Here is a 13,267-nt window from a genome sequence, read left to right as displayed (position 1 = left end):
GCCATGACCATCACCCCAAACGGTTTTGACCTTGATACCTCGGGCCAGCGTATTGTTGTCGACCCGGTCACCCGGATCGAGGGCCACATGCGCTGTGAAGTGAACGTGGATGACGAAGGGTTCATCCGCAATGCTGTTTCGACAGGCACCATGTGGCGCGGGCTTGAAGTGATCCTCAAGGGTCGCGATCCGCGCGATGCCTGGGCTTTTACCGAGCGGATTTGCGGCGTGTGCACCGGCACCCACGCGCTGACCTCGGTGCGCGCGGTCGAGGATGCATTGGGCATCACCATTCCCGAAAACGCCAACTCGATCCGCAACATGATGCAGCTGAACCTGCAAATCCATGACCATATCGTGCATTTCTATCACCTGCATGCGCTGGATTGGGTGAACCCGATCAACGCGCTGCGTGCCGATCCCAAGGCCACGTCGGAACTACAGCAGGCTGTCTCTCCCAGTCATCCGCTATCGTCTCCCGGCTATTTCCGGGACGTTCAGAACAGGCTCAAGCAGTTCGTGGAAAGCGGGCAGCTGGGCCTGTTCAAGAACGGCTATTGGGACAATCCGGCCTACCTGTTGCCGCCCGAGGCCGATCTGATGGCCACGACCCACTATCTTGAGGCGCTTGATCTGCAAAAGGAGATCGTGAAAATCCACACGATCTTTGGCGGCAAGAATCCGCATCCCAACTGGCTGGTGGGCGGTGTGCCTTGCCCGATCAACGTGCATTCCACGGGGGCTGTGGGCGCGATCAACATGGAGCGGCTGAACCATGTCAGTTCGATCATCGATAAGTGCATCGCGTTCAACAAGAACGTCTATCTGCCCGATGTTGTGGCCATTGGCGGGTTCTACAAGAACTGGCTCTATGGCGGCGGCCTCAGCTCGCAATCGGTGCTGGCCTACGGCGATATCCCCGAGAATGCCAATGATTACTCGGCAGAAAACATGCACATGCCCCGTGGCGCAATCACCAATGGCGATCTGACGAAAGTGCATGAGGTCGATGTGCGTGACCCTGAGCAGATCCAGGAATTTGTCGATCACAGCTGGTATGAATATGGCGAGCCGGGCAAGGGCCTGCATCCCTGGGATGGCGAGACCGAACCGAACTTCGAACTGGGCAGTGCCACCAAGGGCAGCCGCACCAACATTGAAGAGATCGACGAAGCGGCCAAATACAGCTGGATCAAGGCGCCCCGCTGGCGCGGCAACGCCATGGAGGTGGGCCCGCTGGCGCGCTATATCGTTGGCTACGCCAGCGGTCACGAAGAGATCACCGATCAGGTCACGGGCCTTCTGCGCACAATGAACCTGCCGGTGGAGGCGCTATTCTCAACACTGGGGCGCACCGCCGCCCGGGCGCTGGAAAGCGAATATTGTGGCCGATTGCAAAAACAATTCTTCGACAAACTGGTCACCAATATCAAGAACGGCGATGAAAGCACCGCCAATGTCGCCAAATGGGACCCCAGCACCTGGCCGAAAGAGGCCAAGGGCGTGGGCATGTCCGAAGCGCCGCGCGGAGCCTTGGGCCATTGGGTGCGCATCAAGGATGGGCGGATCGAGAATTATCAATGCGTGGTGCCCACCACCTGGAACGGGTCGCCCCGCGACAGCCAGGGCAACATCGGCGCCTTTGAGGCTGCGTTGATGAACACCAAGATGGAACGCCCCGAAGAACCGGTCGAAATCCTGCGCACACTGCACAGCTTCGATCCGTGTCTCGCCTGTTCCACCCATGTCATGTCGCCCGATGGCGACGAGTTGACCACCGTCAAAGTCCGCTGAAGGAGCGATATCATGAAAAGATTTGTACCCACATTTGCTCTGATTGCCCTCGCGGGCCCTGCGCTGGCCCATACCGGGCATGGCACCACATCCGGATTCCTGCACGGGCTTGAGCATCCGGTGTTCGGGCTGGACCACCTGTTGGCGATGCTTGCGGTTGGGCTGTGGTCGGGGTTTGTGCTGCAATCACGCGTTTGGCGCGGGGCTGTCACGTTCCTGTCCATGATGGGGTTGGGGGCCGCGCTGTCCTGGGCCGGGATCGGCTTTCCCATGGTGGAGGGCGTGATCACGCTGTCCATCCTGGCCTTCGGTGTGCTGACGGTGTTTTCCCGACGCGGCCAGCCTGCATGGTTAACCAGTGTCTCGCTGGCTGTGATTGGCTTTTTCGCAATGGCGCATGGCCATGCCCATGCGACCGAAGCGGTCAGCGATGCGGCCGGCTATCTTGCAGGTTTCCTGCTGTCCACCGCAGCCCTGCACATGATCGGCATTGCCATAGCGCAGGTCCTTGCAAAGCCCGTTCTGCAAAAAGCCCTGGGGACCGGTCTGGTCCTCTCCGGGGGCGCGTTGCTGGCCGGGATCGGGTGACGTCATGACCGACACCTCAACCCCGCCCCTCGGTGCCCCCGACGCCGATGCCGAGGATTTGGCGCATGTCACGCGCCAGACCTCGGTTTACGTCTACGAGGTGCCTGTGCGCCTGTGGCACTGGATCAACGCGCTGGCCATTCTGACGCTGTGTATCACCGGCTATTTCATCGGCTCACCGCCCCCTACGATGATCATCGCCGAGGCGACCCATCAGTTTGTCTTTGGCTATATCCGCTTTGCCCATTTCGCGGCAGGCTGGATCCTGGCCATTGGCTTTCTGGGCCGGATGTACTGGGCAATCTTTGGCAATCACCATGCACGGCAACTCTTCATCCTGCCGATTTTCCGGCGCGACTGGTGGCGCGAAATCTGGTTCGAAATCCGCTGGTACCTGTTTCTGGAGAAGCAGCCCAAGAAATATGTCGGCCATAACCCGTTGGCGCAGCTGGCCATGTTCTGTTTCATCACGCTGGGCGTCGGGTTCATGATCATCACCGGCTTTGCGCTCTATGGCGAAGGATTGGGTCATGGTAGCTGGGCGGATGTGATGTTTGGCTGGGTGTTCACCCTTGTGGGCGGCAACAGCCACGTGGTGCATACCTATCATCACCTTGGCATGTGGTGGATCATCATCTTCATGATCATCCATATCTACGTTGCAATCCGCGAAGATATCATGAGCCGTCAATCCATCGTCTCGACGATGATTTCCGGGCACCGTACCTTCAAGGATGACAACCCCGACTAGGCCGCGAGGCATATCAAGAACGCTGAAAGGCGGGTGATTGAGTCGCCCGCCTTTTTCTATTGCGGTTATTATATATCCATTTTTGATATATAGTGGATATATAGCTTCCATATATGATTTTACGGAATCCATCTGCATACTGATTAATATATGAAAAACAGATACTTACGAAGATCGTGTCTCCATGAAGAAAGTTAAGAAACTGCGAAAGTAAAAACCTTATTGTCATCTTGAGGAGCGACCGGAAAGCCAATTTCCGCTCGATATGGACCATTCTGGGAGGAGATGATGGGGCGAAACGCTCTCATTCTTGGCATCGGTAATGTGCTGTGGGCCGACGAAGGCTTTGGCGTGCGCTGCGTGGAAACCATGGCGCAGTCCTGGACCTTTGACGAACATGTCACACTTCTCGATGGCGGTACGCAGGGGCTCTATCTTTTGCCGTTCTTGGAAGAAGCCGACATCCTTCTGGTGTTTGATGCGATTGATTATGGCCTGCCCCTCGGCACGATGAAAGTGATCGAGGGCGATGCCGTACCCACCTTCATGGGTGCCAAGAAGATGAGCCTGCACCAGACCGGGTTTCAGGACGTCATCGCCACCGCGCAGTTGATGGGCTATTGCCCCGAAACCCTGATCCTGATCGGCTGCCAGCCGGTCGAGCTGGAAGATTACGGCGGCGGCCTGCGCGATATCGTGGCGGCCCGGATCGACCCGGCCATTGCCATCGCGCTAAAGAAACTGGCCGAGCATGGCATCCACGCGCGCCCTGGCAAAGGCGATGACCGGCTTTTAGCCGATCCGTCGATTCTGCGTGGTGCCTATGAACAGGGCCGCCCATCTGAGGATGAGGCCTGCCGCACGGGCGATGACCGCTTCTTCCCGGCGGCGGAGTAAACCGATGTGCGTTGGCATCCCCATGCAGCTGGCCTCGGTTGACGGTATCAAGGGCCTCGCCGTCGAGACAGGTGAGTTGATCGATCTGTCCCTGACACCCGATGCGGTGCCCGGCGACTGGGTGCTGAATTTCCTTGGCGCTGCGCGCGAGGTGATTGACGCTGACGAGGCTGCCAAGATCACTGCCGCATTGGGCGGGTTGCGCGCCCTGATGGAAGGCCGTGATCTGGGCGATGCCTTTGCCGACCTTGAAAATTCCGGGCCGCGACTGCCCGCTCACCTGCAAGCCGCGCTGGACGCAGGCCAGACAACCGCCTGAGGAGGCCAAGACATGACCCACCCGCTGATCGCCCGCCTGATTGATGAATTCGATATGCCATCGTTAGAGACAGTGGCTGAGATTACCCGCTTCACCGAAGCCCCCGGCGTGCATGTGTTGTTCGTACCCGGCGATGCCGCGCGCAATCTGGAAACACCCGATGTGGCCGTGATCCTGCCCGAGCTTCACACGGCGTTTCAGCAGCAGTTTGACTGTGCCGTGGTGGGTGATGCGGTCGAGCGTGAGTTGCGCGACACCACGCATGTGTTCAAAACCCCCAGCCTTATTTTCTACCGCGACGGCACCATGATCGGAGCGATCCCGAAAGTGCGCGACTGGTCGGAATACATCACCCGGATCAGCCAGATCCTGAACCTGCCCATCGCTGCCGAGTGAGGACCTTAAAATGAGCAATTTCACCATGCCCCCCACCGGTTTCGGCCCCGGATCGCAGCCCCTGGATGATCAGGACGAAGCGCTGGAATATATGCCCTTGCCGCAGGACATGCGCACCTATGCGCCGCATCTTCCCGATGTCGAGATCGAGGATGATACCTATGCGCCCGCGCTCACAGTGCTTCGCGACATCGCCGCCGCTTGCCTGAATATCGGCACGACGGTGCAGTTTGACCTCAGCCCTCTGGACGCTCCCAACCGCGCCCTGATCGCCGAAACCTTGGGCGAAGGCGAAGTGGCCGCCAAGGTCTGGGGCGTGCCCGCATTGGCGGTGCAGGAAAGCGTGTTCGCCGGGGTCTGGTGCGTGACCGGCGCGGGCGTGGACCGCGTGGATGTGGCCCCCGTGCCGCCATGTGTGACCGCAACCCCCTTTACCCCGCGGCGCGCGGCTCAGGGCAACGCCACCCCGATGCAGGACGGCGTTCAGAACGCCCCACCGCTGTTGGTGGAACTGCTTGATAAATCCGCCGCCTTCAGTGAAGCGGACGATTTGCACGTGATCAACCTCACCCTGTTGCCACATACCGAGCCGGACCTGCTCTGGCTGGATGCCGCCCTTGGCGAAGGGTCGGTCACGCTGCTGTCGCGCGGCTATGGCAATTGCCGGGTCTCGGCGACAGCCATTCCCCATGTCTGGCGGGTGCAATTCTTCAATTCGATGGACACGCTGATCCTGGATACGTTCGAGGTCACCCGCGCCCCCGAGGTCATTCTGGCCGCCGAGGAAGACCTGATCGACAGCGGCAATCGCATCAAAGCCGTGCTGGAGGCGATCACATGAGCAGCTTTGAAGGGTCCTTCCTTGGCGCGACGGACAAGATCAGCCCGGCGGCGATCATGGAGTGTAAAATCTGCTGGACGCCCTATGACCCGGCGCATGGCGATGACTATCGTCAGGTTGAACCGGGCACCCCGTTTCTGGCGCTTCCCGTTGATTGGTCTTGCCCCAATTGCAGCGCGCCCAAGGAGCAGTTCATGGTGCTGGAAGATCCCGGCGCCACCAGCGCGGCCGAGGCGGATGCAATTGACGCCATGACCGCCCGGCTGGTCGCTGATTTCCGCGAAATCTGGCATGCCAAGATGCGCGATCTGCCGATGGTCAACAAGATGCTCTCGGTCGAGGCGGTTGGCTTTCAGATGGTCGATGGGCGCCCTTTGGGTGTGCTGGTCTCGCCGTGGTTCATGAACCTGATCGTGCTGCCCGGTGAGGGCGAGGATTGGTCGACCCTGACCGCTGGCGCGAAAGAGATCATTAGTTTCCCGTCCGGCGACTACGAATTCCTGCACAATGTGCGCGAGTTGACGAGTGGGTACAAAGCCTGCTCGCTGTTCTCGCCGATGAATGACTTCAAAACCCATGCGGCGGCCATCGAGGTGGCACAGGCCATCATGATTGCGCTGTTTGATCAGGCCAATCTGGCCGAAACCGACCGCTCGGCCGATATCCGTGCTGCGCGCGAGGCCGAACTGGCCCCACCTGAAGAGGTGGCCGTCGAACCCACCCGCCGGGGCCTGATCACCGGTGGATTGGCCGAAGGAGCGTAAAAGATGCTGGACCGGACAGAGCATGGGTTTGGCGGGTTGATGCCCGAGCCATCTGCGCCCTTGCCGGTCGCCGATCTGATTATCGGGCAGCCGGTGGAAAAAGCCGCTGCCCTGTTGCCGCGCATCTTCAACCTGTGCCGGACCGCTCAACAAGTGGCGGCGCGATTAGCCTTTGATCTGCCAGTGGCGGAGGCGGATCACGATGCGCTGCATCAGGAAATTCTGCGCGACCACCTGATCAAGTTTCACCTGAAATGGCCGGGCCATTTTGGCCATCCGCCATTGCCTTTGCCGCAAGACTGGGCGGCAGGTGGCCCCTCTTTGGTGGCTGATCTGTTTGGCCCGCTTGGTCGGATGCCCCGCAGCATGGATGAGTTTCATGCTTTCCTCACGACAGGGCCGGGGATTGCTCCGGTTCTCAATCTGATTGATCAGTCCTTTGACTCCGGCGAGGCGGACACCCCGATCTTGCACATGCCTGATGCGGATTGTGTCTTTGTCACGACGGCGCAGGAAAACTCCGTTGCGGGCCGCCATGCCGGTCACCCCGTGATGCAGGCGGTTGCCGCCACCAAAGGCCGCGGACCGCTGTGGCGGGCGTTGGGACGGGCCTATGATCTTGAGGCTTGTCTGACCGGCGCATTGCCCGCATGGCAAACTCCCGCCAAAGGCTGTGCCATCGTGCCCGCCGCGCGCGGGTCCTATGCAATCCGGGCGAAAGTTGAAGACGGGACTGTCACGGCCTTCACCCGCGTCACGCCCACCGATCATCTCTTGGCAGAGGGCGGGATTCTGGCGCACACTCTGGCCAGCCTGCCAGAGGCAAAAGCGGGGTATGCGCCATTGATCATGGACATTCTGGACCCGTGCAGCCCGGTGCGGCTTAGGGAGGTACATCATGCATGAGATGTCGCTCTGTGAAGGCATGCGTCAGGTGATCGTGGATCAGGCGCGCCAGCATAATGTGAAGCGGATCAAGACCGTACGGGTCGAATTGGGCCGCTTTGCGGGAGTTGAGAAAGACGCGCTGAGTTTTGCCTTTGACATCGTGATGCGCGGTTCCCCCGCCGAAGGGGCCGCGCTGGTCATGCTCGATCTGCCGGGCAAAGCAATGTGTTACGACTGTGTGAAAGAAGTGCAGATAGAAAACCGGCTTGACCCATGCCCTGATTGTGGCGGGGGCAAGCTGATGCCGATGGGCGGCGATGAAATGCGGATCAAGGATTTGGAGGTCGCGTAATGTGTACAGTTTGCGGATGCGGAGACAGCGAAGTGAAGGGGCATTCCCACGATCACTCCCACGGGCATGATCACGGGCACCATCACCACCATGGCCACAGTCACGAACACTCGCATGGCTTGCATTTCGGCCATGGCCCGGCTGGGGTTGAAGTGGCGGGCATGTCGCAGGATCGTCTGATCGAGATTGAAACCGATATCCTGTCGAAAAACGATGCCTACGCGAATGCCAACCGTGCCGTTCTGGCCGACCTCGGGGCTTTTGCGATCAATCTGGTGTCGTCACCGGGATCAGGCAAAACCACGTTGTTGTGCAAGACCATCGAGGCGCTGGGGGATCAGCCCTTGGCCGTGATCGAAGGCGATCAGCAGACCGAGAATGATGCAGACCGCATCCGCGCCACAGGGGCGAAGGCCATTCAGGTCAATACCGGCAAGGGCTGCCATCTGGACGGGCATATGGTGGGCCACGCGATGGAGCATCTGGACCTGACCGGGGGGGCCATGCTGTTCATCGAAAATGTCGGCAATCTGGTGTGTCCTGCTGCGTTCGATCTGGGCGAGGATTGCAAGGTCGCGATCCTGTCCGTCACCGAGGGCGAGGATAAGCCGCTGAAGTACCCTGACATGTTCACGGCCTCACGGCTTGCCATTCTGAATAAGGTCGATCTGGCCCCGCATTGCGACGTGGATATGGACCTTTACGAGACAAACCTGCGCCGGGTGAACCCGGAGATCGAGATCCTGCGCGTCTCGGCCCGTACCGGCGAGGGGATGGAAGACTGGATCACCTGGCTGCGTCACAACCTGGCCCATAAAGCGGAGGTGAAAGCGGCACAATGAGCAAGCCCGCGCCCCTGCCCACAATCCTTCTGGTCGATGACGAGGAACACTCGCTCGCCGCCATGCGCATGGCGCTGGAGGACGAGTTTGAATGCCTCACCGCGCCTGATGCCGATGCGGCCGAGGCGCTGATGCAGGAGAATTTCGTGCAGGTTGTGTTTTGCGACCAACGGATGCCGGGGCGCACGGGCGTTGAGTTTCTGACCGAGGTGCGTGAACGCTGGCCTGAAACCGTGCGCATCATCATCACCGGCTACACCGAAACCACCGATATGATCGCCGCGATCAACGAGGCGGGCATCTATCAGTTCGTTACCAAACCCTGGCACCCGGATCAGTTGATGATGGCTGCCAAGAACGCGGCGCAGCTGTTTCAGCTGACCCGCGATCACGACCGGCTGTCGCTGGAGATGCGGGTGCTCTCCAACACAGCAGAAACCAAGCTTGAGGCCCGCCGCAAGGCGCTGCGCGAAGGGCTGGGCTTTGAAAAAGTGCTGCGCGCGCCCAATTCGCCGATGAACGCCACAGTGGAAACCGCCCGCCAATATGCCAGCTTTGACGTGCCGGTCCTGATCTCGGGCGAGCCGGGCACCGGCAAATTGGTGCTGGCGCGGGCCATGCATTACAGTTCTTTGCGCTCGAACCAGTCCTTCTTTGAACTCAACTGTGCGGGCATGTCGGACGAACTGCTGCAGATCGAACTGCTGGGGGCCAAACGCGGGGCGTTGCCCGGCGTGCCCAGCAACAAGATCGGCCTGTTGCAAAAGGCGGATCGCGGCACGTTGTTTTTGAACGGTGTCGACAGCCTCAGCCCAAAAATGCAGATGATCCTGCTGAGGGTGGCCAGTGAAGGCGCGTTTCAACCGCTTGGCGGGCACGAGGTGCTGACCACCAATCTGCGCCTGATGACCGGGGCGCATGCCGATCTGAACGCGATGGTGAACGACGGCACATTCCGCAACGACCTTTACTATGCGCTGTCTTCGGTTGAACTGGCCCTGCCGCCTCTGCGCAACCGGACCGAGGATATCCCGGTTCTGGCCCAGCATATCCTGTTCGATCTCGCCTCGGCGCACGGCAAACCGGTGCAGGGCCTGTCGGATCTGGCCATCGAATTTCTGGCCAATTACGACTGGCCCGGCAACCTGCGTGAGTTTGAAAACGAGCTGACCCGCATGCTCATTGTTTCGCAGGACCCGGTGCTGGGTCCCGAGCTGATCTCGCGCCATATCCTGCAGGCCGACCCCTGCGCAGTGGCTGAAGACGCCCGAATCAGCGACGTGCTTGCGGGCGAAGGCACGTTGAAAGAACGCGTCGAGGGCATCGAGATGCGCGTTTTGCGCGAAACACTCACCCGTCTGAAATGGAACAAAAGCCGAGCAGCAAGCGAGCTTGGTCTGTCGCGCGTCGGATTGCGCGCGAAACTGGACCGATACGGCATTGCCCAACCGGGCAAGGCCCACGCCAGCAACGAAGAGGACTAAATCATGTGTTTGGGAATACCCGGTCAGATCGTTGAGATCACCGATGAAGACCGCTTGATGGCGATGGCCGATGTGTCGGGTGTGAAGCGTGAGGTGAATGTCGCCTGCGTGGCCACCGGTCCGCTTGAAGGTTTGGTCGGCAAATGGACCCTGATCCATGTCGGTTTTGCGATGAGCGTGATTGACGAGGATGAAGCCGCCAAAACGCTGGAAGCCCTGCAAGGTCTGGGCGAGGCGCAGGAAACGCTGGAAGCGATGGCCGACGGTCAATCCGCGTTGGAGGGCACGCAATGAGATTCGTTGAAGAATTCCGCGATCCGGTCGCTGCCAAGTCCGTGCTGGCCGCGATTGAGAAGAAGGTGAACGAGATCGGCGCGACCGCCGAGAAGCCCGTACACATCATGGAAATCTGTGGCGGCCATACCCACGCGATCTTCCGCTATGGGCTGGACAAACTTACCCCGCCGGGGATCGAATTTATCCATGGTCCCGGTTGCCCGGTTTGCGTATTGCCGATGAGCCGGATTGATGAATGCGTGCACGTGGCCGAGGACCCCAAGGTGATTTTCACCACCTTTGGCGACGCCATGCGCGTGCCCGGCTCGAAGAAGTCGTTGTTGCAGGCCAAGGCCGATGGCGCGGATATCCGCATGGTTTACTCGCCGTTGGATGCGCTGGAGATTGCGCGGCGCAATCCGGATCGCGAAGTGGTGTTCTTTGGTCTGGGGTTTGAGACGACTACACCGTCCACGGCCCTGTCGATTCAACAGGCAGCACGCGAAAATCTCATTAATTTCAGTGTGTTTTGCAATCACATCACCGTCCCGCCCCCGATCAAGGTTCTGCTGGATGACCCCCATATGATCCTCGACGGCTTTGTGGGGCCGGGACATGTGTCGATGGTGATCGGCACGCACCCCTATGATTTCATCGCCAAGGAGTATGGCAAACCGATCGTTGTCGCCGGATTTGAACCGCTTGATCTGTTGCAATCGGTTCTGATGGTTCTGACCCAGATTGCCGAAGGGCGCGCAGAGGTGGAAAACCAATACGGGCGAATTGTGCCGGAGCATGGAAATCCGGTTTCATTGGCGGCGATTGAGGACGTGTATGAACCGCGACCCAGCTTTGAATGGCGAGGCCTGGGTGAGATTGACGCCAGTGGGTTGAGTATCCGTGATAAATACAAAGCCTTTGATACCGAAGAGAAATTCGGCATTGGCTATGGCGCGGGCGAACGCTCGGTTCAGGAACCTGATGGCTGTGAATGCGGGGCTGTGATGACCGGGCGGATCAAACCGTTTGAATGCCCGCAATATGGCAAGGGCTGCACGCCGGAGATGCCGCTGGGCGCGCTGATGGTCAGCTCGGAAGGGGCGTGTGCCGCCTACTTCCAATATGGTGCAGTGGAGGCGGCGGAATGAACATGGCCGCCCCCAAGCCCTCGCGCCTGCGTGGCGACCGCGTGACCCTGGCCCATGGGGGTGGCGGCAAGGCGATGCGCGATCTGATTGATGAGGTGTTCACGGATGTGTTCCAACCTGCCAGTACTGAAGATCAGGCGCGCCTGACGTCCGACGCGTTGCAGGACCCCGGCGCACAGCTGGCCTTTACCACTGACAGTTTCGTGGTCTCCCCGATTGAATTTCCCGGTGGCGACATTGGCAAGATTGCCGTCTGTGGTACGGTCAATGATCTGGCCGTGGGCGGCGCAAAACCTTTGTGGTTGTCGGCAGCGTTCATCATCGAAGAAGGCTGCGAGATTGCCCTGTTGCGCCGCATCGTGGCCTCGATGCAGGCCGAGGCCGATAAGGCCAGCGTCAAAATTGTCACCGGCGACACCAAGGTCGTCGGCAAGGGCGCGGCGGATAAGGTGTTTGTCACCACAGCAGGTGTCGGCGTGATCCCTCCGGGGCGCGATATGCGGGCCGAAGCGATCCAACCCGGCGATGTCGCTATCGTCAACGGGGTGCTGGGTGATCACGGCGCGGCGATAATGGCCGCGCGGGGGGATATGGCGCTTTCGACTGATCTGCAATCGGACTGTCAAAGCCTGAACAATTTGATCGAGGCGGTGATTGCTGCCGCGCCCGATGTTCGGGCTGCGCGGGATGCAACGCGGGGCGGACTGGCCTCTTCATTGAATGAAATGGCCGAGGCGGCGGGCATCAGCATCGAGTTGGACGAGACCGCCATGCCGCTGCGCCCGGAGGTCAAGGGTGTTTGTGAAATCCTCGGGCTTGATCCACTCTACCTCGCGAATGAAGGCACTCTGGTGCTGTTTGTTCCCCCCGATCAGGCCGAGGCTGCGTTAGCGGCAATGCGTGCCATCCCCGAAGGTCGCAAGGCTGCGATCATCGGAAAGGCCGGCGATGGCCCCGCGGGCCGTGTGACCATGCGCACGCTTTTTGGCGGACAGCGGTTGGTAGATATGCTGGTGGGTGAACAATTGCCGCGCATTTGTTAGGGTGCGTGGTGATTGTCATTCGCCAGGTAACTCAACGGATCGTCTTGCGCATTGGGAGGGGTCCGACTGAGTGCGTCTAGAAACATCGAAAACAATTCACCCTGTGAGGCGATGCCCAGCTTGGTGTGAATACGTTTCCGATGCACTTTGACCGTCTCGGGGCTGTTGCCCAACTCGCGCGCGATGGATTTCGAGGAGTGGCCCTTGAGGATCAGCCGAACAATTTCGGCCTCGCGATCACTGAGGACCGAGCGGCCAAATCGCTCGAATGATTTCTCAAGATGCAAGCCTATCCGGCCGCTGCCAGCCAACGAGCCCGGATCAAGCCGGGGCCAATGGCGACGGCAGAGCGCGGCAACGCAGGGCAACAAGGCGGTGAGGGCTGCGTATTGCGCATCATTCATCTGTGCGCCCTGCACCCGGCTGCCCAGAGACAGGATGATCGAGGCCCCACCTTCGAAAGCGACAAAAACCCCGGCTTCGTCATAAAGCCCGGTGCCCGCATAGAAGGCCTGATAATACTCGGAGGACAGGAAATCATCCGGGGCACAGTCGCGCAGGCGGATTACGTTGTCGCCGATCCCGCGCTGATACAGTGTATAGAACGGGTCCAGCAGATAGGCGAAATCGAGGTAAGGTGTGATCGTATTGGCTTCTTCCGCAGCTCCCAGATTGTCAAACAGCTCGACCGGCGGATGATCCGGAAAATACGCTGCCACAAAGGCATTGTCATAGCCTGAAGCCTTCAGGCAAAGCTGCGTCAGGGCGGGCAGAAAATCGTCCTGTCCGATCAGTTCGATGGCGCGCGCGATGCCCGCTAGACAGTCGGGCGATGGGGACTGTGTTCTGTCATCTGTCATGGTTGCAGTGTCAAACATGGCGAT

General features: G+C 59.7%; 16 protein-coding genes. 15 read left to right on the top strand and 1 reads right to left on the bottom strand.

All coding sequences use genetic code 11. From position 1 onward, the window contains the following. Positions 1-3: 3 nt before the first annotated feature. The 15 genes from V6N02_RS11050 (at position 4) to hypE (ending at position 12,383) form a co-directional block, all read left to right on the top strand. Entirely contained in the window at positions 4-1,794 is a 1,791-nt protein-coding gene (locus tag V6N02_RS11050) for a nickel-dependent hydrogenase large subunit (RefSeq protein WP_371225639.1), read from the top strand. 12 nt (positions 1,795-1,806) lie between these two features. Further along, positions 1,807-2,382, top strand: a complete 576-nt coding sequence (locus tag V6N02_RS11045; RefSeq protein WP_371225638.1) for a HupE/UreJ family protein — start codon at positions 1,807-1,809, stop codon at positions 2,380-2,382. Positions 2,383-2,386: 4 nt separating this feature from the next. Then, positions 2,387-3,133 (top strand): Ni/Fe-hydrogenase, b-type cytochrome subunit, encoded by a 747-nt coding sequence (cybH, locus tag V6N02_RS11040; RefSeq protein WP_371225637.1) that lies wholly within the window; start codon positions 2,387-2,389, stop codon positions 3,131-3,133. Positions 3,134-3,421: 288 nt separating this feature from the next. Continuing rightward, on the top strand, positions 3,422-4,030 hold the full coding sequence (locus tag V6N02_RS11035) for a HyaD/HybD family hydrogenase maturation endopeptidase (protein ID WP_371225636.1): 609 nt from the start codon (positions 3,422-3,424) through the stop codon (positions 4,028-4,030). 4 nt (positions 4,031-4,034) lie between these two features. Then, the gene (locus tag V6N02_RS11030) at positions 4,035-4,349 is read left to right on the top strand and encodes a HypC/HybG/HupF family hydrogenase formation chaperone (protein WP_371225635.1); all 315 of its coding nucleotides are present in this window, start codon (positions 4,035-4,037) and stop codon (positions 4,347-4,349) included. Positions 4,350-4,361: 12 nt separating this feature from the next. Then, positions 4,362-4,745, top strand: coding sequence for a thioredoxin domain-containing protein (locus V6N02_RS11025; RefSeq protein ID WP_371225634.1), 384 nt, complete (start codon positions 4,362-4,364; stop codon positions 4,743-4,745). A 10-nt stretch (positions 4,746-4,755) separates the two neighbouring features. Then, the gene (locus tag V6N02_RS11020; protein WP_371225633.1) at positions 4,756-5,586 is read left to right on the top strand and encodes a hydrogenase expression/formation protein; all 831 of its coding nucleotides are present in this window, start codon (positions 4,756-4,758) and stop codon (positions 5,584-5,586) included. After that, positions 5,583-6,350 (top strand): [NiFe]-hydrogenase assembly chaperone HybE, encoded by a 768-nt coding sequence (gene hybE / locus V6N02_RS11015; protein ID WP_371225632.1) that lies wholly within the window; start codon positions 5,583-5,585, stop codon positions 6,348-6,350. The genes V6N02_RS11020 and hybE overlap by 4 nt, the downstream gene beginning before the upstream one ends. A gap of 3 nt (positions 6,351-6,353) precedes the next feature. Then, on the top strand, positions 6,354-7,256 hold the full coding sequence (locus tag V6N02_RS11010; RefSeq protein WP_371225631.1) for a hydrogenase expression/formation protein HupK: 903 nt from the start codon (positions 6,354-6,356) through the stop codon (positions 7,254-7,256). Further along, a complete protein-coding gene (gene hypA / locus V6N02_RS11005) occupies positions 7,249-7,590 on the top strand; it encodes a hydrogenase maturation nickel metallochaperone HypA (RefSeq protein WP_371225630.1) in 342 nt (113 codons plus the stop codon). The genes V6N02_RS11010 and hypA overlap by 8 nt, the downstream gene beginning before the upstream one ends. Further along, a complete protein-coding gene (hypB, locus tag V6N02_RS11000; RefSeq protein ID WP_371225629.1) occupies positions 7,590-8,432 on the top strand; it encodes a hydrogenase nickel incorporation protein HypB in 843 nt (280 codons plus the stop codon). Before hypA ends, hypB begins: the two co-directional genes overlap by 1 nt. Further along, positions 8,429-9,916, top strand: a complete 1,488-nt coding sequence (locus V6N02_RS10995) for a sigma-54-dependent transcriptional regulator (RefSeq protein WP_371225628.1) — start codon at positions 8,429-8,431, stop codon at positions 9,914-9,916. Before hypB ends, V6N02_RS10995 begins: the two co-directional genes overlap by 4 nt. A 3-nt stretch (positions 9,917-9,919) precedes the next feature. After that, positions 9,920-10,210, top strand: coding sequence for a HypC/HybG/HupF family hydrogenase formation chaperone (locus tag V6N02_RS10990; RefSeq protein ID WP_371225627.1), 291 nt, complete (start codon positions 9,920-9,922; stop codon positions 10,208-10,210). Beyond that, positions 10,207-11,340: a hydrogenase formation protein HypD gene (gene hypD / locus V6N02_RS10985; protein ID WP_371225626.1), complete on the top strand. Its 1,134-nt coding sequence runs from the start codon at positions 10,207-10,209 to the stop codon at positions 11,338-11,340. The genes V6N02_RS10990 and hypD overlap by 4 nt, the downstream gene beginning before the upstream one ends. Beyond that, positions 11,337-12,383, top strand: coding sequence for a hydrogenase expression/formation protein HypE (hypE, locus tag V6N02_RS10980; RefSeq protein ID WP_371225625.1), 1,047 nt, complete (start codon positions 11,337-11,339; stop codon positions 12,381-12,383). The genes hypD and hypE overlap by 4 nt, the downstream gene beginning before the upstream one ends. Here the strand turns inward: hypE and V6N02_RS10975 are convergent. After that, positions 12,380-13,243 carry a helix-turn-helix transcriptional regulator gene (locus V6N02_RS10975; RefSeq protein ID WP_371225624.1) on the bottom strand — a complete coding sequence of 288 codons (864 nt, stop codon included), beginning with the start codon at positions 13,241-13,243 and terminating at the stop codon, positions 12,380-12,382. The two genes, hypE and V6N02_RS10975, sit on opposite strands and share 4 nt — an antisense overlap. Between the last annotated feature and the right edge of the window lie 24 nt (positions 13,244-13,267).

This window comes from Roseovarius conchicola, from assembly GCF_041403425.1.
In the GTDB taxonomy this organism is placed as follows: Bacteria; Pseudomonadota; Alphaproteobacteria; order Rhodobacterales; family Rhodobacteraceae; genus Roseovarius; species Roseovarius conchicola.
Note: the sequence above shows the minus strand (reverse complement) of the source record. Positions and strands in the feature narration are given on the sequence as shown.